Source organism: Nonomuraea sp. ZG12 (genome assembly GCF_052068115.1).
Taxonomy (GTDB): domain Bacteria; phylum Actinomycetota; class Actinomycetes; order Streptosporangiales; family Streptosporangiaceae; genus Nonomuraea.
In genome coordinates this window covers 984,442-1,009,781 of the sequence record NZ_JBQHCW010000002.1, presented here as the reverse complement: position 1 = coordinate 1,009,781, position 25,340 = coordinate 984,442, and the positions used below count along the sequence as shown (strand labels likewise).

Genomic DNA, 25,340 nt, shown 5'->3' with positions numbered 1-25,340 from the left:
GCCTACATCTTCGCGATGACCTCCTCGGCGAAGCGCTCCATGGTGGCGATCTTGAGGGCGAGGGTGTCCTCGCCGTGCTCGGCCTTCTCCTCAGGGGTGGCCAGCCACCAGGGGGCCGCCAGAGTGCCGGTGACGCCCTTGGCGGCGAAGTGGCGGTAGGTGCCGGCGTCGGGCATGACGGCCAGGGCCGCGATGATCTCGAACGGGCCGGTTCTGCCGTGCTCGTCCAGGTGCCCTCTGAGCGAGGTCAGGACGGTGTCGAGCTGCTCCTCGGTGTAGACGCGGTTGCCGATCCAGCCGTCGCCGGTCCGGGCCGCCCGCCTCAGCGCGGCCTCGCTGTCCCCGCCGACCAGCACGGGAACGCGTACCCGAGGTGTGGGTGAGATGGACAGGGCGGGCAGGCCGTCGAGCGTGACGGTCTGCCCGGCCCAGAGCTCGCGCAGCACCGGGAGCATCGCGTCCAGCCTGCGCCCGCGCGTGTGGAAATCCTGCCCGGTGGCGACGAACTCCTCCTTGCACCACCCGACCCCCACGCCGAACGACACCCGGTCGTCCGACAGCACGGCCGCCGTGGACACCTGCTTGGCCACGGTCACGAGGTCGCGGGCCGGGGCGATGTAGACGTTCGGCGCGAAACGCAGCGTGCTCGTCACCGCCGCCATCGCGCCGATCGTCACCCACACGTCGGGCCAGTGCGTCTCGGCGGTCCAGCGCGGCCTGCCGGTCTTGGAGTAGGGGTACGGCGAGTCGAAGTCGGCGTAGAACAGGTGGTCGGAGAGGGTGAGCGTGTCGAAGCCGCAGCGCTCGGCGGCGCGGGCGAGCTCGGTGAACTGGTCGGTCGGCGCGAAGGAGGCGCCCAGCCAGAATTTCACTGGAACTCCGGGATGACCTTGGTGGCGAACAGTTCGAGGTTGCGTTTGACCGTGTCGAGCGGGAGCACGCCCTGCTGGCCCTGCATGTAGAGGCCGAACCACTCCAGATCGGGCATCCGGTCGAGCATGCGCTGGATGCCGCGTTTGACGTCGTCCGGCGTGCCGAACAGCGCCATCTCCACCTCCCGCATCCGCTTGGCGTCGCCCTTCTCCGGGGAGATGGGCCGGTGCTTCTCGTCCTCCTTCTTGCGCAGCACCTCCAGGTAGCCGAACGGGCCGAAGAAGGCGGCGAAGTCCTTGGGGATGTTGCGGCCGTAGGTGTTGATCGCCTCTTCGGTGGTCTCCGCGATGCCGACGATCTTGAGGATGCCGGTGTGCTCGCCCAGCTTGTAGTCGCGGCCCTGCTTGGCCGACTCCTCCTGGTAGAGCTTGGCCTTGGCGGCGTGGTCGTCGGGGTCGGGGGTGAACAGCCAGGGCAGGATGTTCTCCTGCGCGGCCCTGATGACCGACCGGTCGGAGATGGTGAAGGGCTGCCACAGCTCGGGATGCGGGTTCTGGTACGGCCTCGGGCAGACGGAGATCGCCTGCACCTTGCCGTCGTCGGAGATCTCGTCGGGTGCGCCGAACGTCCTGGTCCACTCGACGGCCGGCCAGCCCTCGATGCCGTCGTAGGGGTAGGGCACCTCGTAGTCCAGCACGTCGGACTTGTAGCGGAGGGTCTCCTGGGTCCACGCCATCTTCATGATCTTCAGGACTTCGCCGAACACGTCGAAGTTGCGCGTGTCGGACGCCGAGCCGTCGGACCGGGCCGCCGCGGCCTGCCAGCGCTGGCCCAGGACGTTCATCCACCGGTTCTGGTAGCCGCGGGCCACGCCGAGCCGCAACCGCCCCTTGCAGAACTGGTCCAGCAGGGCCACGTCCTCCGCCGCCCTGATGGGGTCCCAGGCGGGCAGCACCATGCCGAGCGGCGCGAGCAGGATCCGCTCGGTCCTGGCGGCCAGATCGGTGAGGAACATCAACGGGTTGACCGAGAACTCCATGCCTTCAGAATGAAAATGGTGCTCGGTCATCATGAGGGCGTCGAACCCGATCCGGTCCGCGTGCACGGCGATCTCCCGCACCTCGTGCAGCAGCTTCTGGTACGACTCCGTGTCCCGCCCGATGGGCCGCCTGGCCTTGGCGTTCTCCTCGGCCGCGTAGCCGGAGCCGGGGATCTGCGGATTCAGAAAGATGGAAAACTTCACCGGGAGACCTCTTTCCGCGGGGCATGTCTCTTCGGCAAGCTACTCTAGAAATCTTTCCCGAGCAATCGCTTGGTTGAATGAGAGGATCTCATGCGGCTGGGTCTCACGATGTTCGCCACCGATCGGTCGATGCCCGTCCACGAGCTGGCCAGGGCCGCGGAAGAGCGCGGTTTCTCCTCTCTCTTCCTGCCCGAGCACACCCACATCCCCGTCTCCCGCCGCACGCCCCCGGCCAACGGTGACGCCGAGCTGGCCGAGGAGTACAAACGCACCTACGATCCGCTGGTCGCCCTGTCCTTCGCCGCGGCCGTGACCGAGAAGCTGCGGCTCGGCACCGGCATCCTGCTCGCCGCCCAGCGGGAGCCGATCGTCACCGCCAAGGCCATCGCCACCCTGGACCACCTGTCCGGCGGCCGGGTCGTGGTCGGCGTCGGCTTCGGCTGGAACGTGGAGGAGATCGCCAACCACGGCGTGCCGTACCACTCCCGCCGTGAGGTGGCGCGGCGGCACGTGCTGGCGATGCGGGCGCTGTGGCGGGACGACGTGGCCGCCTTCGACGGCTTCGAGCCGTCCTGGTCGTGGCCCAAGCCGATCTCCGGCCCGCCCGTGTACGTCGGCGGCGCGGCGGGGCCCAAGCTGTTCGCGCACGTCGCCGAGTACGCCGAGGGCTGGATGCCGATCGGCGGCAAGGGGATCAAGCTGGCGCTGCCCGCCCTGCGCGAGGCCTGCGAGAAGGCCGGGCGGCCGATGGCCCGGGTCATCCCGTTCGGCACGCTGCCGACGCCCGAGAAGCTCGGCTACCTTGCTGAGCTGGGCATCGAGGAGACCGTGCTCGCCGTGGCCAGTGCCCCGGCGGATGTGGTACTCCGGCAGCTCGATACTTACGCCCGATTCATGTGATAGCTGCATAATGTAGGCCTATGTCCGACCTCCGTGCCGCTGACCCGCGCAGCCTGGGCACGTACCGGCTTTCGGCACGACTCGGCCAGGGCGGTCAGGGCGTCGTCTACCTGGGTCACACCGGCGACGGCACCCAGGTCGCGATCAAGCTCCTGCACGCCGGTCTGTCCAGTGATCAGGCGGTCCGCCGCAGGTTCCGGGCCGAGGTCGAGGCCGTACGCAGGGTCGCGCCGTTCTGCACCGCCCAGCTCCTCGACGCCGATCTCGAAGGCGACCAGCCCTACCTGGTCAGTGAGTATGTGGACGGCATCTCGCTGACCGAGCACATCATCGCCAAGGGCCCGCGCACCGGCGGCTCCCTGCACCGCCTGGCCATCGGCACCGCCACCGCGCTCGGCGCCATCCACCGTGCCGCGGTCGTGCACCGCGATTTCAAACCCGGCAACGTGCTGCTCAGCCTGGACGGCCCGCGAGTGATCGACTTCGGCATTTCCCGGCCGATGGGCAGCACCGTCACCACCGGCCTGTTCCCCATCGGCACCCCCGCCTACGTGGCGCCCGAGCGGATCAAGGGCGAGCCCGCCGGACCACCCGCCGACCTGTACGCCTGGGCGCTGACCGTCGCCTACACCGCCAACGGCCGGCACGCCTTCACCGCCGGGACCCACCAGGAGGTTCTCGCCAGGATCCTGTACGGCAAGCCGGACCTGGGCACGCTGACCGGGCGGCTGCGCGAGCTCGTCGACGCCTGCCTGGCACCCGAGCCGGGTGACCGGCCGGACGCCGAAGAGGTGCTCCGCCAGCTGCTGAACCACGACCTGACCGGCCGCGACGTCCTCTCCACCGGCGCCATCGCCGCCATCGACACCACCGACCCGCTTGCCATCGGCGCCGCCACCCCCGGACCTTCCGCCATCGGCGTCACCACCCCTGAACTCCCTGTTCCGGGCAGCGCTGACCCCGACCCTCTCGCCACCGTCGACTGGCGGGTGCTCAACTCCGGCAGTACCCGCAGCACCGGCGCCCGGAGCGCGCTGGCGGCGCTCGTGGACACGGCCGCGTCTGCGCCGCCGGGCCTGCCCTCGCCGCCCGTCGCTTCCGTTACGCGCCCGCAGCCCAGCGTGCGGCCCGAGCCCGGCCCGTTGCCCGAGTTCGGCTCCATGCCTGAGCCCGGCCCGTTGCCCGAGTCCGGCCCGTTGCCCGAGCGGCCTGGCGTGTGGTCGTCGGTACGAAGCAGGTACCGGCGGCTCGCCGCCACGGCCGCCGCGCTCACCCTGGGGGTCGCCGGCGTGGTGCTCTGGTCGCAGCGCGCGGACGGGCAGGGCGCCACCGACGGCCTCTGGACCGGGTCGGCCGAGCATCCGAGCGCCGAGCGCGTGTTCCCGGTCGAGATCCGGCTGGCGGACGGGCGCGAGTCCAGCATGCGCTGGGGCGCCGACCTGCACTGCTCCGGGCTGCTCAGCCCGGCCGGGGGAGCGCTGGTGTTCGAGCTCGGCGGGGTCCGGGGCGAGGAGTGCCATCCGGGAACGCTCCGCATGCTGCCGACCGCCAAGGCGAACCAGATGGCCATATCGGTCATTCGCGAAGGTGAGCAGGAAGTCACCTACTCGGGCAGGGTCTCGCGCACCTCCTGACCTGGAGTGTCACGGTCAGGCGGCGATGGCCCGGCCGCCGTTGACTCTCCGGCACCGGTTGCCTTCAGTGGAGGGGTAATGGGGTGGCGGCGAGGGGAGGCGACCCCGTGCCAGTGGCGCAGCCGCTCCGGACGGGGGACCCGCGGCGAATCGGCGGATATGAGCTGGGCGGGCGCCTGGGCGAGGGCGGACAGGGTGTGGTGTACCTCGGCACTCGGGAGGAGGACACCTATGCGGTCAAGCTGCTGCATGGGCCGGTGGGCGACGAACAGGCCGCGTTCCTGCGCGAGGTGGAGCTGGCCAAGCACGTAGCCCGGTTCTGCACGGCCCAGGTGGTCGACGCCGGGTTCGACGAGGACCGGGCGTACATCGTGAGCGAGTACGTCGACGGGCCGTCGCTGGCCCGTGAGGTCATGCTCGCCGGTCCGCGTCGTGGCGGCGCTCTCGAACGGCTCGCGGTCGGCACCGCGACCGCGATCACCGCCATCCACCGGGCGGGCATCGTGCACCGCGACTTCAAGCCGCAGAATGTGCTCCTCGGCCCCGACGGTCCCCGCGTGATCGACTTCGGGCTTGCCAAGGCGCTCGACGCGGCGGCGACGGTGAGCGGCAGGGGGGTCGGCACGCCCGCCTACATGGCGCCCGAGCAGATCACCGCGTCGGCGGTCACGGGGGCGGTGGACGTGTTCTCGTGGGGCGCCAGCATGTGCTTCGCGGCCAACGGCAGCGCGCCCTTCGGGCAGGATTCGGTGGCGCCGGTGCTGCACCGCATCCTCACGGCGCAGCCCGAGCTGGGCCGTCTGGAGGGGCAGCTCCGGGAGCTGGTCGAGGCGTGCCTGGACAAGGACGCGCGGAACCGGCCCACCAGCAGGGATCTGCTGCTCGCGCTGCTGGGGGAGTCGGGCGGGGCGCCGACCGAGGTGCTGCGCTCCCCGCCGGCCCACATCCTCCGGGTCACACCCCCGAGCCGGGAGGCGGTTCCTGACGCCACCCCAGGCACAGTCGAGGCCGGCCCGCACCCCCTTCCGCAGGGTGTGGGGAGGAGGGGAGGTGACGCCGGGCACGGCCGTCCGTACTCGGACGTGGCGGGGCGTGGGGGTGCGGCCGGGCTTGGCCGTCCGTACTCGGGTGAGGCGGGGCGTGGGGGTGCGGCCGGGGCCGTTCCGCTGGCCGAGCCCGAGGCGACGGGCGCGCATCTCGCGTACCGGTTGGCAGACGCGCCGGACTCCGGTCCTCCGAAGCGGTGGCGTACCCGGCAGGCGCTGGGCCGGGCGGGAGCGGCCGTGGCCGGCGCGCTGCTGGTGAGCGCCGCCGTGGTGGTCACCCTGCTGGCGCCGAACCTGGACCAGGTCGTTCCGCCCGCGCGAGGAGGCACGCAGCCCTCCGCCGCCGACGACCGGCCGGTGGCGACCGTCTCCCCGGTGGACGAATCCACCCCGATGAAGAGCGGCAGACCACGCAAACCTCCGCCCGACGACCCGCCGCCCACCGTCAGGCCCGTGCAGGTCCCCGTGCAGGTCACGGTGCCCTCGCTGGCGGGCCTGAGCCGGACCGCCGCCGTCAGGGCGATCCGGCGAGCCGGTCTGGTCGCGGGCGAGGTGGCCTCGGCCGACTCCGCCGAGAAGATCGGCCGCGTGCTGAGCAGCGACCCCGGGCCCGGCACCGCCGTGTCCAAGGGCGCCACGGTCACGCTCCAGGTGTCGGCGGGCCTCAAGGTCCCCGCCCTGGCCGGCATGCGGCGTACCTCCGCCGAAGCCGCACTGACCGGCGCCGGCCTGAAGGTCGGCGCGATCACCACCACCTGCGCCGCCGACGCGGACGGCCGGGTCCTGTCCAGCACGCCCAAGGCGGGCGCGCGGGTCTCGGGCGGCGCGCCGGTGGCGCTCGACGTCGCCCGGCACGGCGTCACCGTGCCGTCGGTGGTCGGCCAGTCCCGCGCCAACGCCCGTGCCTCTCTCCGCACGGCCGGCTTCGCCGTGACCATGCGCCGCCAGGTCGTGGAGGACCAGTCGCAGATCAACCTGGCCATCGCCCAGTCGCTGAAGCCGGGCATCTGCACCAAGCCGGGCAGTACCGTCGTGGTCACCGTGGGCGCCCCCTCCGATTCGGCCGAGGACCCCACCGACCCATCCCCGACCACGACCTTCAGCCCCGAGCCGCCATCGGAAACCCCATGAGCGGAACCGGAACACGAAGTCCGGTCGGCGGTAAGGTGGGCGGCATGACCGCTCGGGCTTCTCTGATGGCAGGCGTCCCCGCCGAGCCGCAGGCGCTGCGGGCCGACGCGCTGCACAATCGCAACCGCATCCTCGAGGTCGCGCGGGAGACGTTCGCCAGGCGCGGGATAGACGTGACCATGCGGGAGATCGCCCGGCGGGCCGGGGTGGGGGTGGCGACCCTCTATCGCCGCTTCCCCACCAAGGAGTCGCTGGTCACCGCGGCCTTCGCCGATCAGATCGAGGCGTGCGCGTCGGTGGTGGACGACGCCCTGGCCGATCCCGACCCATGGCGCGGGTTCTGCACGGTCGTCGAGAAGATCTGCGCCATGCAGGCCGTGGACAGAGGGTTCACGGCGGCGTTCGTCTCGGCGTTTCCTGACAACCTTGACTTCGAGGGCGTGCGCGCCGGTGCCGAGCAGAGATTCGCCGAGTTGACGCGGCGCGCCAAGGCCTGCGGGCAGCTGCGCGCCGACTTCGCGGACGAGGACCTGACGCTGATGATCATGGCCAACGGCGGCATCGTCGCGGACACGGCCGAGGCGGCGCTGGCCACGTCCCGCAGGCTCGCGGCCCTGCTGCTGCAGGCCTTCCGCGCCCATCCGGCCGACCCGCCCGCGCCGCTGCCGCCGGCGGCTCCGATCGGGCTGCACCACCTGATGAGCGCCGCCAGGGCGAGCTCCGCCTCGTGACGTCCGGGCCGCTCAGCGGCCGCTGCCCGCGACCAGGCCGGAGTACGACCCGAGCACCTTGATCTGGGCCGGCTCGGCCCCCTTGGGCGGGATGTGGGCCACCACCTGCACCAGATCCGTGGCCTTCATGTACGTCGAGTACTTGCCCCGCAGCAGCCCGCTGTCCTTCTGGAAGACGTAGTACTTCTCCGGCCCCTGCCGCACGTCGTAGCGCCGGGTCCGCTGGAGGGTGGTGAAGGCCAGGGCGCCGCCGTCGGAGGTGCGCACGGCGTACGACGGGTAGCGGGTGGTGCGGGTGACCTCGCTGACGCGCGCGAACTTGGTCATCTCCCGGCGCTTCGCCGCCGCGTTGGTGGTGAGCCTGTCGGCGGCGAACCTGGTCTTCGCCGCCTTGGCGCCCTTGCCCGCCAGATGGGCGGCGTAGTTCGCGGCGAAGTCGGCGGGTGACATCACCAGGCCGGTGTCGTCCTGACCGACCTCGGTGGCCGCCCCCGAGGCGTCCTTCGCGATGGCCGGCAGCTCCTCGGGGGAGGTGCCGTCGAAGGTGTCGGGGGAGTAGACCTGCCGCCAGGCGTCCCCTTCGCGGGTGAACAGGAGGTACGTGGCCTCCTTCGCGATGTCCTTCTTACGCTGCCAGTGCGCCAGGGTCAGGAGCCAGGGTCGCTCGCCGCCGGTCGACGGGTAGAACGTCGGCTTGGTGTAGCCGAAGGGCTGGTACTCGGTCGTCTTGTGCAGGATGCGGCTGGAGGAGTAGGCGGCCTTGTCGATGGCCAGGCTGGAGCCGCCTTCGTACTCCGCCAGCAGTTTGTCGCTTCGGGCCTTGTTGGCGACGTTGTTCCGGTCGATGTAGTCCTTGATGATCGCGGTGGCCTCCTGCTCGGAGAGGCCGGGCGCAGGGGTGGCCGTCGCGCTCCGGGCGGGCGTGCTCGGCGCCGGCTCCGCCCCGCTGCTCAGGCCCGGCAGGGCGGAGCACCCCGCGACCAGGCATCCTGCGATCACGCTGCCGACGAGCCCGCTGTATCGCCGCACCTCGGACTCCTTTCCGCATCAATGGGACTAAAGCGCCCAAACGTAGCAGTAAAGGTGTCAAGACCGTCGAGACTCGGGCGGTCGCCCTAGAGGTCCTCGATGGCCAGGGCCGTGCGCAGCAGTGACTCGCGTACCCGCTCCTCGGGCAGGTCCATGGTCTGTGCGGTGCCCCACTGCAGAGCGCCCAGCACGGACCAGCCGCGCAGGCGGGTCTCGTCGTCCGGGTCGGGGCCGGTGAGCTTGGCGAGCAGCTCGTCGCGGAAGGCCCTGATCGCCTCGCCCGGCGAACCCGGCGGGGCGTCGTCGGCGCTGCCGATGTCCTCCATGAGCAGGCGGTTCACCGCGCGGTGCCGCACCATGAAGGTGACCAGGGCCTCCACCGTCGCCCGCCGGTCACCGGCGAAGTCGGTGCCGAGCAGCGTCAGCATGTCCTCGGCGGCCGGCGCGAGCAGCTCGGCGGCCAGCCGGTCCTTCGGGTGGAAGTGGTAGGCGACGGCCGTCTTGGTCAGCCCCACCTCTGCGGCGATGTCGGCCAGCGAGGTGAGGGCGTAGCCGCGCTCGGCGAACAGGGCTCGTGCGGCCGTCAGGATCCGGGTGCGGGTGTCGTCGGCTGTGGTCATCGTCTCATTTCCATGGGTGATACAGCCTCCCCGATATATCTGGCTTTATCGTAGTGCCTGAACGACCGTACAGGACGGGCGTGATAAAGGGGGCAACGGGCGATGTCGCGCTTTCTGGGACGGTTGGGCGGTTGGTGTGCCCGCCACGGCCGGCTCGTCCTGGCCTTATGGGTGATCGCCGCGGCGGCCCTGATGGGCGGCAGCATCGTACTGGGCAGCCCGGTCAGCAACGACGCCAGCATCCCCGGCACCGACGCGCAGCGCGCCCACGACCTGATGCGCGACGGCTTCGGCCCCGGATACGACCAGGGCGGCACCGTACAACTGGTGATCTACTCCCCGCACGGCCCGCTCACCGACGACGGGCCCAAGCGGGCCGTGGAGCGGACCGTCGCGGACCTGCGCGCCCTGCCGCACGTCGTGCAGGTCGACTCGCCCTACCGCAGGGGCGGCGTCGCCGCCAACCTGCGGATCGGCCTGATCGCCGTACGGATGGCAGGGCACGACGGCACCAAGCTCGCCGAGAACACCCAGGCCCTGTCGGCGGCCGCCGAGCCGGCCAGGCGGGCGGGGCTGGAAGTCGTCCCAGCGGACAGCTCCACCCCGGCCGACAAGGAGATCAAGACAGGACCGAGCGAGATCATCGGCGTGGTGTGCGCCCTGCTGGTGCTGATCTTCGCGTTCGGCACGCTCACCGCCGCGCTGGTGCCGATCTTCACCGCGCTCGTCAGCGTCGCCTCGGGTCTGGGCGTGATCGGCCTGCTCGGCCACGTCGTCGACGTGCCCAAGCAGGCGGGCATCATGGCCACGATGATCGGCCTCGGCGTCGGCATCGACTACGCGCTGTTCCTGCTGTCCAGGCACCGCAGGCTGCTCGCCTCCGGGCTGCCGGTCCAGGAGGCGGTGCGCAGGGCGGTGGCCAGCTCCGGCGGGGCGGTGGTGTTCGCCGGCGGCACCGTGATCATCGCGTTGAGCGCGCTCATGCTGGGCGGCTTCCCGCTGCTGCGCACGCTCGGCTGGATCACCGGCATCTCGGTCGTCTCCGCCGTGCTCACCTCGGTCACGCTGGTGCCCGCGCTGCTCGGCCTGCTGGGGCACCGGGTCAACGCGCTCAAGGTGCCCTTCCTCGGCCGCCGGCCCGAATCGTCCGGCTGGGGCGGGCTGGGCGCCTGGGTGGCCCGGCGGCCGTGGACGGTGCTGCTGGGCAGCGTGCTCGTGCTGGCCACGCTCGCCGCACCCGCCCTCGCGCTCCAGCTCGGCTCGCTCGACGAGGGGTACGGCGCGAAGGGGGAGCCCTCCCGGCGGGCGTACGAGCTGATGGCCACCGGGTTCGGCCCCGGCAGCAACGGGCCGCTGACCGTCGTGGCGAAGGTGACCGGCTCCGAGGCCGTCGCCGACCGGCTGAGCGGCGAGATCGAGGCCGTGGACGGCGTCGCCCATGTCTCGGAGCCCAAGTGGAACGCGTCCGGCGACGCCGTGCTGATCCAGGCCGTGCCCGAGTACGCGCCCAGCGATCCCCGGGCCGCCGAGGTCGTCAGGGAGATCCGGCGGCTGGCCGTCGACGGCGCGGAGGTGCACGTCGGCGGCGAGGTGGCCGGGCTCACCGACGCGGCCGACCGGATGGCCGAGCGCACCCCGCTCGTCATCGGCGTGGTGGTGCTGCTCAGCGCGCTGCTGCTGCTGTTCGCCTTCCGGGCGCCGATCGTCGCGATCAAGGCCGCGCTGATGAACCTCGTCTCCCTCGGGTCCGCCTTCGGGGCGCTGGCGCTGGTGTTCTCCATCGGGCTGGGCAGTGGCCTGGTGGGCATGGACGCGCCGGTGGACGGGTCGTACCTTCAGACGATCTTCTTCTCCGTGCCCATCGAGAGCTATGTGCCGCTGATGCTGTTCGCGGTGCTGTTCGGGCTGTCGATGGACTACGAGGTCTTCCTGCTCACGGCGGTACGGCAGGCGTACCTCAAGCATGGGGACAACGCGCGCTCGGTCGCCGAAGGGCTGGGGTCGACCGGCAGGGTGATCACCTCGGCGGCGCTCATCATGGTGGCCGTCTTCACCGCGTTCATCGCCTATCCCGACCCGATGGTGAAGACCTTCGGGGTGGGGCTGGCTGCGGCCATCGCGGTGGACGCCACCATCATCCGGGGCTTCCTGGTGCCGGCGACCATGGTGCTGCTGGGGCGGTGGAACTGGTGGTGCCCGCGCTGGCTGGACCGGCTGCTGCCGAACCTGTCGGTGGAAGGGCACGAGGACGAGGACTCCCCGGCCCCGGCCCGCCCACCGCTGACCGTCATGTCCGGGCGGAGATGACCACCCGGCGGTTCTTCGCCCGGCCCGCCGGGTCGTCGGCGCCGCCGGGCTTGGTGTTCGGCGCCACCGGCTTGGTCTCGCCGTAGCCCGTGGCCTTGAGCAGTGACCGGTCCAGGCCGCCCTCGGTGGCCAGCCAGTCGGCGACGGCCGCGGCCCGCCGTTCGGACAGGGGCTGGTTGTGGGCGACGTCGCCCCGCGCGTCGGTGTGGCCGTCCACCCGGACGGTCGCCCCGTCGGCGGCCTTCTCGGTGATCTGCGCGGCGATCCGCTTGAGCGAGGCCGCGGCGGCGGGCTTGACGGCGGCGCTGTCGAAGTCGAAGAGCACGTCCGCTTCGAGCGCGTAGGCGATCGAGCCGTCCCCCTCGAACACCTCGCTCTTGCCGACCTCGTACGACTTCAGCTCGGCCGAGGGGATCTCCACGCTGGGGATCTCGACGGCGGGCACCTCCACGGCGGGCACCTCGACGGCCGGCACACACTCGTTCTGCGCGTTGCACGCCGACGGCCGGATGATGAACGGCCGGATGATGAACGGGCGGATCACGAACGGCCGGATGATGAAGGGCCGGATCACGAACGGCACCAGCCGGCCGGCCTTCGGCTTGACCTGGCACACCTCGGGGGTCGACCGGCCCTCGACGTGCTTGGCCCCGGCCTTGCGACCGTCGGTGCGGACGGGCTCCAGCTTGACGCCGCCCGCATCCACGCCGGGGATCTCGACCGGCGGGATCTCCACGGCGGGGATCATCGCCGGCGGGATGGAGGCGGCGCCCAGGCAGCCGCCGGGGGCGGGCTTGATCTCGGTGCACTGGGCGGGGATCCGCTGCGCCGGGATGTCCACCCCGGGGATGGTGACCGCCGGGATGATCTCGCCGCCGATCTTCGCCTCGGGGATCACCACGGGGTCGGAGTGCACGGCGGGGATCTCCACCGCTGGGATGAGCTCGCCGTTCGGGCAATCGGTGGGCTCGGGACCGGTGGGCGTCACGCCGGGAGACGGGCCGCCGGGCTGGGCGGGCGGGGTGGCCGCCGTCCGGCCGGTGGGCACCTGCCGTTCCTCGCCCCCGCCTCCGACCTGGGGACTCGACGTCAACCCGCACGAGGCGAGGATGAGGGTCAGCACCATCGTGCCGACGGTGACCGCGATGCGCATGTGCGAACCTCCTCAGGATCAGGGGCAGGAGGCCGATGGTAGAAGAGCGACCTTCAGAATGCGCATAGTCAGCCGCCCCGGATACATCTCACTCATTGCCGCCCCTTAAAGTGAGGAATGTAACGGTACGTGAACTGGGGGAATTCGGTGTTGCACGAAAAGCTGTCAGCGATCTATGACAACGTCCTTCGGCGCAATCCCGGGGAGATCGAGTTCCACCAGGCTGTGCGCGAGGTCCTTGAGAGCGTCGGTCCGGTCCTCGGCAAGCATCCGGAATACGCTGAATCGAAGATCATCGAGCGCATCTGTGAGCCCGAGCGGCAGATCATCTTCCGGGTGCCGTGGGAGGACGACCGCGGCGAGGTGCACATCAACCGCGGCTTCCGGGTCGAGTTCAACAGCGCGCTGGGACCGTACAAGGGCGGCCTGCGCTTCCACCCGTCGGTCTACCTGGGGATCGTCAAGTTTCTCGGGTTCGAGCAGATCTTCAAGAACAGCCTCACCGGCCTGCCCATCGGCGGCGGCAAGGGCGGCTCGGACTTCGACCCCAAGGGGCGCTCCGAGCGGGAGATCATGCGGTTCTGCCAGAGCTTCATGACCGAGCTCTACCGCCACATCGGTGAGTACACCGACGTCCCCGCCGGTGACATCGGCGTCGGCGGGCGCGAGGTCGGTTTCATGTTCGGCCAGTACAAGCGCATCACCAACCGCTTCGAGTCCGGCGTCATCACCGGCAAGGGGCTGTCGTACGGCGGCGCCCAGGTGCGCACCGAGGCCACCGGCTACGGGTGCGCGTTCTTCGTGGAGGAGATGCTCAAGGCGCGCGGCACCTCCTTCGACGGCAAGACGGTCGTGGTGTCCGGCTCCGGCAACGTCGCCGTCTACGCCATCGAGAAGGTCGAGCAGCTCGGCGGCAGGGTGGTGGCCTGCTCCGACTCCTCCGGCTACGTCGTCGACGACAAGGGCATCGACCTGGAGCTGCTCAAGCAGATCAAGCAGGTCGAGCGCGGCCGTCTGGAGACCTACGCCGCCCGTCGTGGCGAGCACGTCACGTTCGTGCCGGGACGCAGCGTGTGGGAGGTGCCCTGCGAGGTGGCGATGCCGTCCGCCACGCAGAACGAGATCACCGGCCGCGACGCCGCCAAGCTGGTCGAGGGCGGTTGCGTGGCCGTCGGTGAGGGGGCGAACATGCCCACCACCCCCGAAGGCATCAAGATCTTCCTGGAGGCGGGCGTCGCCTTCGGCCCCGGCAAGGCCGCCAACGCCGGCGGCGTGGCCACCAGCGCGCTGGAGATGCAGCAGAACGCCAGCCGCGACTCCTGGACCTTCGAGGCCACCGAGCTCCGCCTGCGGGAGATCATGCGCGACATCCACGGCCGCTGCGTGGAGACCGCCGACGAGTACGGCATGCCGGGCAACTACGTGGCGGGCTCCAACATCGACGGCTTCCGCCGGGTCGCCGACGCCATGCTTTCCCTTGGTCTGATCTAGGGGCCTGACCTAACCGGACCCCTGGACGGCGCGCCCCGACCGGCGCCAGCCGGTGAGGCCGCCGTCCAGGGGCCGCGCCCGGTAGCCGTGGGCGCGCAGCATCTCCACCGCCCGGGGCGAGACCACGCAGTACGGGCCGCCGCAGTAGGCGATGATCTCCGTGTCGCCGGGCAGCTCGCCCAGCCGGTCCCGCAGCTCCTTCAACGGCACCGACACCGCGCCCGGCACGTGCCCCTCGGCGTAGGCCTCGGCCGAGCGCACGTCCACCACCACCGTGTCCGGCTCGGCGAGCCGCGCGGCCAGCTCGGCGACCGACACCGCCTCGAACGACCCGAGCCGCTCCTCGACGGCGTCACGCAGGTCGGCGAGCCGTTCGTGGGCGAAGCCCTGGAAGTGGCCGAGAAAGCGCGACACCCGCTCGTCGGCCAGCCGGTAGTGGACCCGGGTGCCTTCCTTACGGCTGGTCACCAGGTGCGCGGCGCGGAGCTGCTGGAGCTGGGCCGAGGTGTTCTTCAGCGCCACGCCCGCCTCCTCCGACAGCTCCTCGACCGTACGCTCACGCTGGTCGAGCACGTCGAGCAGGCGCAGCCGGACCGGGTTGGACAGCGCCTTGCCGATGCGGGCGAGCTGCTGGTAGATCGGCTCTTCCGGGAAGTCGGGCATCAGACCATGAACTGGTCGTGGCGTCGGAACAGCTCGGTCCACTCCTCGTCGCTGAGCTGCCGGCCGGTGGTGTTGATGTCGGCGAGCTCCTCGAAATAGCCCTCGCGGGGCGCTCCCGGCGTGAACAGGATGAGCATCGTCGCCGGCTCCCCGGACTCGTTGCGGAAGGCGTGGATGCCGCCCTCGGGCACGAACAGGAAGTCACCCGGCGTGCCGTCCGCCCAGGTGGTGCCGTCGTAGAGCCGGACGCTGCCGGACAGGACGTAGAAGGACTCGGTCATGCCCCGATGGAAGTGCGGGCTCGCCCCGCCGGGCTTCGGCCCCATCTCCCACCGGTAGAGCCCGAACGCGCCGTTGGTGGAGGCTCCGGTGCTCAGGTAGTGCACCTCGGTGCCGCCGGGGCTCATCACCAGGTCCGGCGCCTGCACGGCCGGCCGGAGCACACCACTGCTCTCGCCGCTCTCACCCAGGTAACGGGCCGGAGGATAGGACATGCCGCCTCCTCTGATTTTCTATTGTTCTTTAGATTAGCGGCTCATGGCCGACCCGTAAAGAGTAGGGAGATCCACGAGCAGGACCCCCGCGTCGGACCGGGCGGCCGCCGTCAACTCCTCGTCGAAGCCCGCGCCGCCGTAACAGGCGAGCACGGTCTCGCTCGTGTCGTAGCCCTTGGCCTCCAGGAGGTCACGCGCCTGGCGGAGCCTGTCCAGGTGCCGCAGCCCCATTACCTCCCCCCACTTCGCCTCGCCCAGAGAGCGCACCTTTCTCGGCTCACCGGCGAAGGCGGGGGAGAGCACCGCGACATCGATCTGGATCTTGCGCTCCTTCTTGCCGCGGCTGCCGGGATCCGTCACGGTGCCCGCGGCGACCTCGCCGACGGGGCCGAACAGGTCGTCGCCGTAACGTGAGGCGAACTCTCGGCAGAGTGTCTCGAAGTGCGGGCCCATGATCGCGGAGGAGAAGCGCCCGCGAGCCCGCTCCCAGACCTGGGAGGCGTGCCCGGTGGTGAGGGCGGCCCACTCGGGACGCATGATCGCCTGGTAGAAGGCGATGATCGGCTCCGCGATCCGGTAGCAGGTGGCGTTGGACTGGAACGCGTCCCGCTCCTTGACCACCAGTCCGCAGTCTTCCAGCACACGTAGCGGATGAGTGATGTCAGAGGATTTATAACCGATGTGCCCCGCGATGCGCCCCCAGGTGTGGTTGCCCTGCGCGATGGCGGCAAGCACCGAGTGGTAGAGGGCCGGGTCGCGAATGTCCGCCTCCTCGGCGAGGAGATACCGGCCCTCCCGGAAGAGGGGGCGCCGCCGGTCGAGCACGGAGCGGACCACCCAGGCGTCGAAGTCCTCCACCGACCGGGGCGTGTCCGAGGCCACGAACTCATGCCGGTAGGCAGGGGTGCCGCCGACGATCGCGTGCACCATGGCCGCGAGCCTTGGATCTCCGAGCTCCCAGAACTCGGCGGCCTCGCGGAACGGCAGCGGCTGGACGACGAGCTCCAACCGTGCCCGGCCGCGCAGCGGAGCCTGGCCGGACAGCACCTTGCCTATGACGGACAGGGCCGAGCCGCAGATCAGCAGCCTGGCCTGACTCGCGCCGCGATGCGTCCGGCCGCGCAGGTCGATCTCCTGCTTGAGGATGGAGGGCAGGGCGGGATTGGCTTTCATGAGGTACGGGAACTCGTCGATGATCAGCGGCATGGGCCGCTCGCCGGGCAGTGAGAACATGAAGGTCAGCGCGTCCCGCCAGTCCGCGAAGGGCAGGCCCACAGGGGAGCCGGTGCGCTGCCCCAGCGTCATGCCGAAGAGCCGGAGCAGTTCGATGTCGGTGCCCTCGGTGGCCTCGAAGTAGAAGCCGCCGAGCTCCTCGGCCAGCGCGCGGAGCAGGAAGGTCTTTCCCTGCCGCCGCCGCCCGCTCACCACCCCGAAAGCCACCTCCGGCTGAGTCCCGGTGGCGAACTCCGTAAGCGCCTGCCACTCCCAGTCGCGATCGAAGATGTAGGTGGGCTTGCTGGCTACCATGAGCGACTCCGCGTGCACTGAAGTACGTTTCAGTGAACTGTACTTCAGTGGATCGGGCTCAGAAGACGATGACGGTGCGGGCGACGGTGCCTTGGCGGGTGTGGGTGACCGCTTCGTTGATCTGGGTCAGCGGCAGGCGTTCGGTGATGAGGCCGTCGAGGTCGAGGCGGCCGCGTCGGTACTGCTCGGCGAGCATCGGCAGGTCGCGGTGGGGGGCCGCGTTGCCGCCCTGGGTGCCCATGAGGCGGCGGGAGGCGAACAGCAGGCCGGGGTCGAGCTCGATCGGGTGGCCGGCCGGAGGGCTGCCGACCATGACCGTGGCGCCTCCCGGCTGGGTGGCGGCGAAGGCCTGGGCGAGCACGCCGGGCACTCCGGTGGCGTCGAAGGCGTAGTCGACGCCGCCTTTGACCAGGTCGCCCACCTGGGAGGGGAGATCGGCGGGGGTGAGGGTGTGGGTGGCGCCGAAGCGTTCGGCGAGTTTGAGCTTCGGCTCCGCCACGTCGGCGGCGATGATCGTGGTGGCGCCCGCGAGGACGGCGCCCTGGACGACGTTCAGGCCGACGCCGCCGCAGCCGACGACCAGGACGGTGGAGCCGGGGGAGACCCGGGCGACGTTGAGCACGGCGCCGACGCCGGTGACGACGCCGCAGGCCAGCAGGCACATGGCGTCGAACGGGGCGTCGGGGGCGATCCGCACGCACATGGCCTCGCCGACGACGGCGTACTCGGCGAACGAGCCGATGCCGATGAAGCGGCGGGCCTGCTCGCCGTCCAGGGTGACGCGGGGCGGGCCGCCCATGACGGCGGTCATCCGGTCCCGGCCGGAGCACAGGTGGAAGCGGCCCGCGCCGCAGCTCCGGCACTTCCCGCAGGGGCCGTTCATGGCGATGATGACGTGGTCGCCGGGCCTGACGGCGGTGACCCCGGGGCCGGTGCTCTCCACGACGCCGGCGCTCTCGTGGCCCAGGATGAACGGCAGGCGGGAGACGACCGGGCTCTTTCCGTCGATGGCCTTGAGGTCGGAGCCGCACACGCCGGACGCCTTGATCTGGACTCTGACCTCGCCGGGGCCCGGGTCGGCGATCTCGACGTCGCGGACCTCCAGCGGGGCGTGGAAACCGGTCAGCACGGCCGCGCGCATCAGCATGCGCCCACGCTAGCCCGGCCACCGATCTCTAACAAGCGGTTGCTCGGGCGACGAGGCGTTGACACCCCTTCCCGGCAAACTTACGCTGACGCAAAACCAAGCGAGCGCTAGGCCAAAATCTAGCCCGCCCGTATGCGGGGAGGCGAAGGTGCGGCGACAGCACGCGGTACGGCGGAGCGTGGCGGCGCTGGCGGCGGCCGGGATGCTGGCCGGCTGCGCGGCCGAGCGGAGCGGCGGCGGGACCGCCGGGCCGGGCGGGAACGCGCCCGGGGTGACCGACTCCACGGTCAGGATCGGCGGCGTGCTCACCAAGACCAGCGCCAGCGGCTACTCCACCAAGGACGCCGAGCTCGGCGCCAAGGCCAGGTTCGAGCGGGCCAACGCCGAAGGCGGCGTCCACGGGCGCACGATCGACTTCCTCGGCGCCGAGGACGACGGCCAGGACGCGGCCAAGGGCGATGCCGCCGCGAAGAAGCTCGTACAGAAAGACCAGGTCTTCGCCCTGGTGCCGGTGCACGCGCCGAACTTCGGCGGGGCCGCCTTCCTGGAGCGGGAGGGCGTGCCGTGGTTCGGCTGGGCGACCGGGCCGCAGTGGTGCGGCACGAAGACCGGGTTCGGCTACAACGGCTGCCTGGCCCCCAAGCCGGGCGCGGGCTCCCAGACGTGGTGGGGCAGGCAGATGGCGGACCTGCTCGGCGGCTCCGAAGGCAAGAGCGTGTACGTGCAGACCTCCGACTCCAGCGGCAGCAAGTACGGCGGCACCACGATCTCGCAGTCGTTCACCGCGGCCGGGTTCGAGCTGGCCGGCGTGAACTCCGGCCTGCCCGGCGCCGCGCCGCCGCCCGACTGGCTCCCGTACGTGAACAAGATCATGACGTCGGATGACGGCGGTCCGCCCGACGTCGTGGTGTCGGTGATCGCCGGCACCAAGTTCAACGTCGGGCTGTACTCGGCGCTGAAGCGGGCCGGCTACAAGGGTGTGCTCACCGACGCCACCAGCTACGACGCCGCCATCCTCAAGGACCCGGCGAGCGCGCAGGCGCTGGAGGGCGTGATCGCCGCGCCCATGTTCGAGCCGTTCGAGTCCGACGCTCCGGAGATCGCCCGGCTCAGGGCGGACGTCGAGAAGGTGGCGCCGGGCGCCACGCTGACCCAGCACCTGGCCATCGGCTACTGGGCCGCCGACATCTTCCTCGACCTGCTGGACAGGACCGGCAAGGATCTGACCAGGGAGAAGTTCCTGGCCACCGCGAACGGCTCCTACGCCTACGACAATCCGGGCTTCGGCCGGATCCGCTACCCGAAGGACCACACCGAGCCGAACGGCTGCGGCGCCCTGGTCAAGCTGGAGGGCGGCGCGTTCCAGGTGGCCAGAAGCATGAAGTGCTTCGACAACGTGCCGCTGAAATGATCGTCGGCTACGTCCTCAGCGGGCTCGTCACCGGCGCGATCTTCGCGATCATGGGCGCCGGCCTGACCCTGTCGTACGCGGCGACCGGCGTGTTCAACTTCGCCCACGGCGCCATCGGGTTCCTGACGGCGCTGGTGTTCTACCAGCTCAACGTGGCGCTGGGGCTGCCCGCCTGGCTGGCCGCGCTGATCGCCGTCGCCCTGTTCGCGCCCGCACTGGGTTACCTGCTGCACCGGGCCATGTTCGCCGGGCTCGCCCAGGCGGGGGAGACCGCGCAGATCGTCGGCACGATCGGGCTCACGATCGCGCTGCCCGCGCTCGGCCTGCTCGTGGTGGACCTGCTCGGGCTGCCGGCCGCGGACGCCACCGCGCTGCCGCGCGGCATCGGCCCGCACCCCGCCGTGGGCCTCGAACCGCTCGGCGTACGCCTGGACACCGACCAGCTCATCACCTTCGCCTTCTCGGTGGTCACCGCCGCCGGGCTGTGGGCGTTCATGCGGCACACTCCGTACGGCCTGCGCATGCGGGCCTCGGTCGACCGGAGGCGGCTGGCCACGCTGCGCGGCGTCGACGTGGCCGCCACCTCGGCCCTGGCCTGGACGCTCGGCTCGGGCCTGGCCGGGCTCGCCGGGGTGCTGGCCGTCTCGGTGGTCGGGCTCGACGCCACCGCGTACACGGTGCTGCTGTTCGCCTCGGCGACGGCGGCGGTGTTCGGGCGGCTGCGGTCGATCCCGTGGACGTTCGCCGCCGGGCTCGCGCTGGGCGTGGTGCAGAACCTGGTCGCCGGATACACCGACTTCCTCGAAGAGATCACCGGGTTGCGGACGGCGGTGCCGGTCATCCTGCTGTTCGCCGGGCTGGTGCTGCTCAACAGGTCACGGGAGCGGGTCGCGGGAAGCACCGCCGAGGACGCGCCGCCGCCCGACCATCTCGCCGGGGTGCCGCTGTGGCGGCGCAGGCTGCCGTGGGCGGTGGCGCTGGTCGCGCTGCTGGGCTTCACCTTCACCGGGCCCGAGTACTACGTGGGCATCGCCGCCCAGGGGCTGGTGCTGGCGTTGATCTTCTGCTCCTTCGTGGTGGTGACCGGGATCGGCGGGATGGTGAACCTGGCGCAGGCGTCCTTCGCCGCGATGGCCGCGCTGACCTGCGGGTGGGCCTTCGCCTCCGGGCTGCCGTTCCTGGCGGCGATCCTGCTGGGGGTGCTGGCGGCCGGCGCGGTCGGGCTGCTGGTGGCGCTGCCCGCGCTCCGGCTGGGCGGGCGGGTGCTCACGCTGGCCACGCTCGCGCTGGCACTCCTGGCCGACCAGGTGCTGTTCCAGGTGGACGCGTTCAGCAACGGCACGATCGGGTGGCCGCTGCCCGCGCTCGGCTTCGGGTTCGCCGACACATCCGATCCGCGGGTGCGGGTGGTGGTGCTGCTCGTGCTCATCGGGGTTGTCGGGCTTCTCGTGAAAAATCTCGAAAAATCGGCGTCTGGGCGGGCCATTCTGGCGGTCCGGTCCGCGCCGGCGGCCGCCGTCACCTCGGGGCTGTCCGCCCCGCGTGCCAAGATCCTCCTCTTCGTGCTCGCCTCCGCGATCGCGGGCCTCGGCGGGGTGCTGTACGCGATCTCCAAGGGCTCGATCACGGCCACCGATCTGCCGGCCTTCTCCGGGTTCGTCTGGCTGGCCGTCGTGGTGCTGCAGGGCGTGCGGCGGATCGGCGGGGCGGTGCTCGGCGGGCTGATCGCCGTCGTCTTCCCTGAGCTGCTGGCCACCTGGGACGTGTCGGCGCACGTGGGGGCCATCCTGTTCGGGGCGGGCGGCATGATCCTCGCCAAGCACCCGGACGGCGTGCTGGCCCAACTCGCCGAAGCCCGCCACCGCCGCCGCACCCGCCGGTCGGCGCCGGCTGGCCAGGTGGGGCAGGTGGGGCAGGTGGGGCCGGAGGCTTCGACGGACCAGGAGCGGCCGGTGGGTCCGGAACATCGGGTGCCCGTGGCGCGCGTGGGCCGGGTCGTCGGCCGGTCGCGGCCGGAGGTGTCCGGCGGCGGGGCTCAGGAGTTGTTCCGGCTGGAGAACGTCGTGGCCGGGTACGCCGACTGCACGGTGCTGCGTGGCGTGGATCTGGTCGTACGGCCGGGGGAGGCGGTCGCGTTGCTCGGGGCGAACGGCGCGGGGAAGTCCACCGCCTGTGCCGTCGCGGCCGGGGACCTGCCCGCCACCAGCGGGCGGGTGCTGCTCGACGGCGCCGACATCACGGACTGGCCCGCGTACCGCAGGGCGCGGGCGGGCGTGCTGCTGGCCCCCGAGGGCCGGGGCGTGTTCCCCGGCCTGACCGTGGAGGAGAACCTGCGGACCTGGCTGCCCGACCCCGCCCAGGTGTACGAGCGCCTGCCACGGCTCGCCGAGCGCCGGGCCGTCCCGGCGGGGGCGTTGTCCGGTGGCGAGCAGCAACTGCTCACCCTCGCCCCGGCGCTGGTCCGGCCGCCACGGGTGCTGATCGCCGACGAGCCGTCGCTCGGCCTGGCGCCGCTGGTCGTCCAGCAGATCTTCGAGCTCTTCGCCGAGCTGCGGGAGCGCGGGGTGGCGCTGCTCCTGGTGGAGGAGAAGGCCACGGAGGCGCTGCGGATCGCCGACCGGGTGGCGTTCATGCGACTCGGCCGCGTCACCTGGACGGGCCCGCGCGCCGAGGTGGACGGCGACCGCCTGACCGCCGCTTACCTGGGGGCGACGTGATGCTGGACGTACAGGGTGTCTCGGTGGCTTTCGGTGGGGTCAGCGCGCTGTCGGAGGTGTCGTTCGAGGTGCCCGAGGGGCAGGTCTGCGGGGTCATCGGGCCGAACGGGGCGGGCAAGACGACGCTGTTCGACGTGGTGACGGGATTGCGCAGGCCGGACGCTGGGCGGGTGCGGGTCGGCGGCGCGGACATGACCGGGCTCTCGGCGGTGCGGAGGGCGCGGCTGGGGGTGCGGCGGACGTTCCAGCGGCCGCAGGTGTTCGGGCGGCTGAGCGTGGCGGACAACGTGCTGGCGGCGCTCGAATGGCGCGGCGGAGGTGGCGGGCTCCTCGCCGACCTGGCCGGATGGCCCGCCAGACGGCGACTCGAACGTGAGCGCAGGCTGCGGGTGGCGCAGGTGCTGGAGCTGTGCGGGCTGACCAAGGTGCGCGACGCCTACGCCGCCGCCTTGCCGGTGGGGCGGCGCAGGCTCGTGGAGCTCGCCCGTGCCCTGGCCGACCGGCCGCGCCTGCTGCTGCTCGACGAGCCCACCTCGGGGCTGGACGCCGACCAGACCGCCCGGCTGGCCGAGGTGGTCGCCGCCCTGGACACCACCGTGCTGCTGGTCGAGCACGACATGGGCTTCGTCATGGGCGCCTGTGACCGGCTCGTGGTCCTCGACCTGGGCAGGGCGATCGCGTCGGGCCCGCCGGACCAGGTCCGTGACGACCCTGCCGTACGCGCCGCCTACCTGGGATGAGGGTCAGCCGCGCAGGCCCTCGGACAGGTGGGCGTGGACGCGGGCCACGGTGGCGTCGGCCTGGGCGCCCGAGCGGATCGCCAGATAGCCGGTGTTGATGGGCGGCACCTCCGGCTCGGCCAGCGCCACCAGTCGGCCCGCCGCGAGGTCGCGGTCGCACAGGTAGGACGGCAGCACCGAGACGCCCAGGCCGGCCAGCACCGCGTTCAGCACGCCGCGCAGATCGGGGATGACCACCTGGGCGGTGGCGGTGGGGCGTCTGCCGAACATCGTGCGCCAGTAGCGCCGGATGATCGGCAGGTCCTCGGCGTAGGCGATCAGGGGGAGATGGGCCAGGTCGGCCCGTTCGTCGTGCGGAAGGCGTACGAGCAGGTCAGGAGCGGCGACCAGGACGAACTCCTCGTCGTACAGCGGCTCGGCGCGCACGCCGCGCAGGCGCGGGCGGATGGTGGAGATGACCAGGTCGAGGCGTCCGGCGGCGAGGTCGGCGAGCAGGTCGTCGGACAGGCCGAACCTGACGCGCAGCCGCACGCCGTCGCGGACCAGCGGCGTGAGCAGCGGCACGACCCGCTCGCAGATGTACTCGGCCGGACCGCCGAGGTGCACGGCTCGCTCGGCCGGCAGCTCTTCGCCCACCACCGCGCCGAGGGCGTCCAGCGCCGGGGCGACGCGGCGGGCCAGCTCGTCGGCGGCCGGGGTGGGGGCGACGCCGCGCGGCAGCCGGTCGAACAGCGGCCGGCCCAAGGCCGCCTCCAGCGACTTGACCTGGGCGGTCACGGCGGGCTGGGAGAGGCCCAGGGTCTGGGCGGCGGCCGTGATGGAGCCGGTCCGGTGCACCGAGAGGAACGTCCTGAGCAGATCCAGCGAGAGGGACACATCAGTATTCTGATGGCTCGGGGCGTTTGCCGCTATTGGTGGGTGATGCCTGGACGGGGGCATGCTGGGGGCATGGACAAGCGCATACTGATCGTTCTGACCAGCCACGACGACCTGGGAGGGGTGCGGAAGACCGGCTACTACGTGTCGGAGGCGGCGCATCCGTGGGAGGTGTTCCGGCGCGCGGGGTTCGAGGTGGAGGTGGCCAGTGTCCGGGGCGGGCGGGCGCCGCAGGACGGGTTCGATCCGCAGGACCCGGCGCAGGTGGACTTCCTCGCCGCCGTCGGGGAGCGGGACACGCCCCGGCTTGAGGGGCTCGACGCCTCGCGGTACGACGCCGTCTTCTACGCGGGTGGGCATGGCACCATGTGGGACTTTCCTCGCGATCCCGATGTCGCTCGGGTCGGGCGGGAGGTGTACGAACGCGGCGGTGTGGTCGCGGCCGTCTGCCACGGGCCCGCCGCGCTGGTGAACCTGACGCTCTCCGACGGTACGTACCTGGTCGCCGGCAAGCGGGTGGCCGGCTTCACCAACGACGAGGAGAAGGCCGCCGGGGTGGCGGACGTGGTGCCGTTCCTGTTGGCGGACGCCCTGGTGGGCAGGGGGGCGCGGCACGAGCCGGGGCCGGACTGGCAGGCTCAGGTGGTGGTGGACGGACGCCTGGCCACCGGCCAGAACCCGGCCAGCGCCGCTCCCCTGGCCGAGGAGGTCGTGAAGCTGCTCCGATAGCTTGTCGACCAAGCGTTTGCTAGGTTTGGCCCATGCGATTCGGGGTGCCGCTCGGGCTCATCCATCCGGCCGCGTGGAAGGACGTGGCGGTGGCCGCCGACGAGCTCGGGTACGAGTCCGTGTGGCTGCCCGAGCATCTGGTGTTCGCCGCCGACCTGTCGCTCGCCGCCTACCCCGGCTCGTCGGAACCCGCCATCAGGCCGTCCACGCCGCTGTACGACGCGCCCGCGTACCTGTGCTTCCTGGCCGGTCTCACCACCCGCGTCCGGCTGGGTACGGCGGTGCAGTTGCTGGCGTTGCGGCACCCGTTCGTGTCGGCCCGCGCTTTCGCCACCCTCGACGCGGTCTCCTCCGGGCGGGCGATCTGCGGCGTGGGAGCCGGGTGGTATCGCGGCGAATGGGACGCGGCAGGGGTGCCCTTCCACTCACGGGGGGCGCGGCTCGACGAGGCCATCGAGGTGGTCAGGCGGCTGTGGAGCGAGCCTCTGGTCGAGCATTCGGGGGCTTTCTACGCCTTTCCCGAGGTGGCGTTCGAGCCCAAGCCCGTCCAGCACCAGCTGCCCATCCTGGCCGGCGGCGAGTCGGCCGCCGCGCTGCGCCGGGCGGTTCGGCTGTGCGACGGGTGGATCAGCATGCCGCACACCCTGGAGACGATCACTCCCCAGCTGCGGCGGCTGGAGGCGCTCGGCGGGGCGGCGTCCGTCACGGCCCACGCCTACGAGCTGTCCTCGCCGGACGAGGTGGGGTCGTGGGCGGCCCTGGGGGTGGACCGGCTCATCGTCCGCCCTTGGACCCGCACCCGGGACGCGGTCACCGCCCTGACGGCCTTCGCCGCCGACCACGACCTCACTCCTGAACCGTGAGCATGGCCTGCGGGG

General features: G+C 71.6%; 21 protein-coding genes. 11 read left to right on the top strand and 10 right to left on the bottom strand.

Annotated features, from left to right (window positions below; all coding sequences use genetic code 11):
* Nucleotides 1–2 precede the first annotated feature (2 nt).
* Complete coding sequence (locus tag ACTMTF_RS11695; RefSeq protein WP_441110608.1) at nt 3–872, bottom strand: TIGR03619 family F420-dependent LLM class oxidoreductase; 870 nt, start codon at nt 870–872, stop codon at nt 3–5.
* Nucleotides 869–2,116 (bottom strand): LLM class flavin-dependent oxidoreductase, encoded by a 1,248-nt coding sequence (locus ACTMTF_RS11690; RefSeq protein WP_397008903.1) that lies wholly within the window; start codon nt 2,114–2,116, stop codon nt 869–871. Before ACTMTF_RS11690 ends, ACTMTF_RS11695 begins: the two co-directional genes overlap by 4 nt.
* Before the next feature lie 90 nt (nt 2,117–2,206).
* On the opposite strand from ACTMTF_RS11690, the gene ACTMTF_RS11685 reads away from it, so the two are divergent.
* From ACTMTF_RS11685 to ACTMTF_RS11670, 4 genes are all read left to right on the top strand, one after another.
* Nucleotides 2,207–3,016 (top strand): TIGR03619 family F420-dependent LLM class oxidoreductase, encoded by an 810-nt coding sequence (locus ACTMTF_RS11685; RefSeq protein WP_441110607.1) that lies wholly within the window; start codon nt 2,207–2,209, stop codon nt 3,014–3,016.
* A gap of 20 nt (nt 3,017–3,036) precedes the next feature.
* Complete coding sequence (locus ACTMTF_RS11680) at nt 3,037–4,650, top strand: protein kinase domain-containing protein (RefSeq protein ID WP_441110606.1); 1,614 nt, start codon at nt 3,037–3,039, stop codon at nt 4,648–4,650.
* A gap of 107 nt (nt 4,651–4,757) precedes the next feature.
* Nucleotides 4,758–6,827 carry a protein kinase domain-containing protein gene (locus ACTMTF_RS11675; RefSeq protein ID WP_441110605.1) on the top strand — a complete coding sequence of 690 codons (2,070 nt, stop codon included), beginning with the start codon at nt 4,758–4,760 and terminating at the stop codon, nt 6,825–6,827.
* A gap of 44 nt (nt 6,828–6,871) precedes the next feature.
* Nucleotides 6,872–7,558: a TetR/AcrR family transcriptional regulator gene (locus tag ACTMTF_RS11670; RefSeq protein ID WP_441110604.1), complete on the top strand. Its 687-nt coding sequence runs from the start codon at nt 6,872–6,874 to the stop codon at nt 7,556–7,558.
* A 12-nt stretch (nt 7,559–7,570) separates the two neighbouring features.
* On the opposite strand, the gene ACTMTF_RS11665 is transcribed toward ACTMTF_RS11670, so the two are convergent.
* Both ACTMTF_RS11665 and ACTMTF_RS11660 read right to left on the bottom strand, forming a co-directional pair.
* Nucleotides 7,571–8,587, bottom strand: coding sequence for a hypothetical protein (locus ACTMTF_RS11665; protein WP_441110603.1), 1,017 nt, complete (start codon nt 8,585–8,587; stop codon nt 7,571–7,573).
* An 86-nt stretch (nt 8,588–8,673) separates the two neighbouring features.
* On the bottom strand, nt 8,674–9,207 hold the full coding sequence (locus ACTMTF_RS11660) for a TetR/AcrR family transcriptional regulator (protein ID WP_397008915.1): 534 nt from the start codon (nt 9,205–9,207) through the stop codon (nt 8,674–8,676).
* 102 nt (nt 9,208–9,309) lie between these two features.
* On the opposite strand from ACTMTF_RS11660, the gene ACTMTF_RS11655 reads away from it, so the two are divergent.
* Complete coding sequence (locus tag ACTMTF_RS11655) at nt 9,310–11,514, top strand: MMPL family transporter (protein ID WP_441110602.1); 2,205 nt, start codon at nt 9,310–9,312, stop codon at nt 11,512–11,514.
* Here ACTMTF_RS11655 and ACTMTF_RS11650 read toward each other — a convergent pair.
* Complete coding sequence (locus ACTMTF_RS11650; protein ID WP_441110601.1) at nt 11,495–12,667, bottom strand: OmpA family protein; 1,173 nt, start codon at nt 12,665–12,667, stop codon at nt 11,495–11,497. The genes ACTMTF_RS11655 and ACTMTF_RS11650 overlap by 20 nt on opposite strands.
* A 147-nt stretch (nt 12,668–12,814) precedes the next feature.
* Between ACTMTF_RS11650 and gdhA the strand changes: the two genes are divergently transcribed.
* A complete protein-coding gene (gdhA, locus tag ACTMTF_RS11645; protein ID WP_397008921.1) occupies nt 12,815–14,158 on the top strand; it encodes an NADP-specific glutamate dehydrogenase in 1,344 nt (447 codons plus the stop codon).
* Nucleotides 14,159–14,167: 9 nt separating this feature from the next.
* Here gdhA and ACTMTF_RS11640 read toward each other — a convergent pair whose 3' ends face one another.
* The 4 genes from ACTMTF_RS11640 to ACTMTF_RS11625 are packed head-to-tail and all read right to left on the bottom strand — an operon-like array spanning nt 14,168 to nt 17,989.
* The gene (locus tag ACTMTF_RS11640; RefSeq protein WP_441110600.1) at nt 14,168–14,821 is read right to left on the bottom strand and encodes an ArsR/SmtB family transcription factor; all 654 of its coding nucleotides are present in this window, start codon (nt 14,819–14,821) and stop codon (nt 14,168–14,170) included.
* Complete coding sequence (locus ACTMTF_RS11635; RefSeq protein WP_441110599.1) at nt 14,821–15,315, bottom strand: cupin domain-containing protein; 495 nt, start codon at nt 15,313–15,315, stop codon at nt 14,821–14,823. Before ACTMTF_RS11635 ends, ACTMTF_RS11640 begins: the two co-directional genes overlap by 1 nt.
* A 33-nt stretch (nt 15,316–15,348) precedes the next feature.
* The gene (locus tag ACTMTF_RS11630) at nt 15,349–16,842 is read right to left on the bottom strand and encodes an ATP-binding protein (RefSeq protein ID WP_441110598.1); all 1,494 of its coding nucleotides are present in this window, start codon (nt 16,840–16,842) and stop codon (nt 15,349–15,351) included.
* A 58-nt stretch (nt 16,843–16,900) separates the two neighbouring features.
* Nucleotides 16,901–17,989 carry an alcohol dehydrogenase catalytic domain-containing protein gene (locus ACTMTF_RS11625; RefSeq protein ID WP_441110597.1) on the bottom strand — a complete coding sequence of 363 codons (1,089 nt, stop codon included), beginning with the start codon at nt 17,987–17,989 and terminating at the stop codon, nt 16,901–16,903.
* Between the two features lie 148 nt (nt 17,990–18,137).
* Here ACTMTF_RS11625 and ACTMTF_RS11620 point away from each other — a divergent pair, with 148 nt between their 5' ends.
* The 3 genes from ACTMTF_RS11620 to ACTMTF_RS11610 are packed head-to-tail and all read left to right on the top strand — an operon-like array spanning nt 18,138 to nt 22,857.
* The gene (locus ACTMTF_RS11620) at nt 18,138–19,400 is read left to right on the top strand and encodes an ABC transporter substrate-binding protein (RefSeq protein ID WP_441110596.1); all 1,263 of its coding nucleotides are present in this window, start codon (nt 18,138–18,140) and stop codon (nt 19,398–19,400) included.
* Nucleotides 19,397–22,117, top strand: a complete 2,721-nt coding sequence (locus ACTMTF_RS11615; protein ID WP_441110595.1) for an ABC transporter permease subunit — start codon at nt 19,397–19,399, stop codon at nt 22,115–22,117. The genes ACTMTF_RS11620 and ACTMTF_RS11615 overlap by 4 nt, the downstream gene beginning before the upstream one ends.
* 23 nt (nt 22,118–22,140) lie before the next feature.
* Complete coding sequence (locus tag ACTMTF_RS11610; protein WP_441110594.1) at nt 22,141–22,857, top strand: ABC transporter ATP-binding protein; 717 nt, start codon at nt 22,141–22,143, stop codon at nt 22,855–22,857.
* A 3-nt stretch (nt 22,858–22,860) separates the two neighbouring features.
* Here the strand turns inward: ACTMTF_RS11610 and ACTMTF_RS11605 are convergent, their stop codons facing one another.
* Nucleotides 22,861–23,733, bottom strand: a complete 873-nt coding sequence (locus ACTMTF_RS11605) for a LysR family transcriptional regulator (RefSeq protein WP_441110593.1) — start codon at nt 23,731–23,733, stop codon at nt 22,861–22,863.
* Nucleotides 23,734–23,805: 72 nt separating this feature from the next.
* On the opposite strand from ACTMTF_RS11605, the gene ACTMTF_RS11600 reads away from it, so the two are divergent.
* Together ACTMTF_RS11600 and ACTMTF_RS11595 are read left to right on the top strand one after the other, a co-directional pair.
* On the top strand, nt 23,806–24,462 hold the full coding sequence (locus ACTMTF_RS11600) for a type 1 glutamine amidotransferase domain-containing protein (protein ID WP_441110592.1): 657 nt from the start codon (nt 23,806–23,808) through the stop codon (nt 24,460–24,462).
* Between the two features lie 32 nt (nt 24,463–24,494).
* Complete coding sequence (locus ACTMTF_RS11595) at nt 24,495–25,325, top strand: TIGR03619 family F420-dependent LLM class oxidoreductase (RefSeq protein ID WP_441110591.1); 831 nt, start codon at nt 24,495–24,497, stop codon at nt 25,323–25,325.
* Nucleotides 25,326–25,340: the final 15 nt, after the last annotated feature.

Excerpts from the sequence above, each read along its gene's own strand:
- ACTMTF_RS11685 (WP_441110607.1), top strand. The coding sequence starts at position 2,207 with ATGCGGCTGGGTCTCACGATGTTCGCCACCGATCGGTCGATGCCCGTC.
- ACTMTF_RS11680 (WP_441110606.1), top strand. The coding sequence starts at position 3,037 with ATGTCCGACCTCCGTGCCGCTGACCCGCGCAGCCTGGGCACGTACCGG.
- ACTMTF_RS11670 (WP_441110604.1), top strand. The coding sequence starts at position 6,872 with ATGACCGCTCGGGCTTCTCTGATGGCAGGCGTCCCCGCCGAGCCGCAG.
- ACTMTF_RS11660 (WP_397008915.1), bottom strand. The coding sequence starts at position 9,207 with ATGACCACAGCCGACGACACCCGCACCCGGATCCTGACGGCCGCACGA.
- ACTMTF_RS11655 (WP_441110602.1), top strand. The coding sequence starts at position 9,310 with ATGTCGCGCTTTCTGGGACGGTTGGGCGGTTGGTGTGCCCGCCACGGC.
- ACTMTF_RS11650 (WP_441110601.1), bottom strand. The coding sequence starts at position 12,667 with ATGCGCATCGCGGTCACCGTCGGCACGATGGTGCTGACCCTCATCCTC.
- ACTMTF_RS11640 (WP_441110600.1), bottom strand. The coding sequence starts at position 14,821 with ATGCCCGACTTCCCGGAAGAGCCGATCTACCAGCAGCTCGCCCGCATC.
- ACTMTF_RS11635 (WP_441110599.1), bottom strand. The coding sequence starts at position 15,315 with ATGTCCTATCCTCCGGCCCGTTACCTGGGTGAGAGCGGCGAGAGCAGT.
- ACTMTF_RS11630 (WP_441110598.1), bottom strand. The coding sequence starts at position 16,842 with ATGGTAGCCAGCAAGCCCACCTACATCTTCGATCGCGACTGGGAGTGG.
- ACTMTF_RS11625 (WP_441110597.1), bottom strand. The coding sequence starts at position 17,989 with ATGCTGATGCGCGCGGCCGTGCTGACCGGTTTCCACGCCCCGCTGGAG.
- ACTMTF_RS11615 (WP_441110595.1), top strand. The coding sequence starts at position 19,397 with ATGATCGTCGGCTACGTCCTCAGCGGGCTCGTCACCGGCGCGATCTTC.
- ACTMTF_RS11600 (WP_441110592.1), top strand. The coding sequence starts at position 23,806 with ATGGACAAGCGCATACTGATCGTTCTGACCAGCCACGACGACCTGGGA.
- ACTMTF_RS11595 (WP_441110591.1), top strand. The coding sequence starts at position 24,495 with ATGCGATTCGGGGTGCCGCTCGGGCTCATCCATCCGGCCGCGTGGAAG.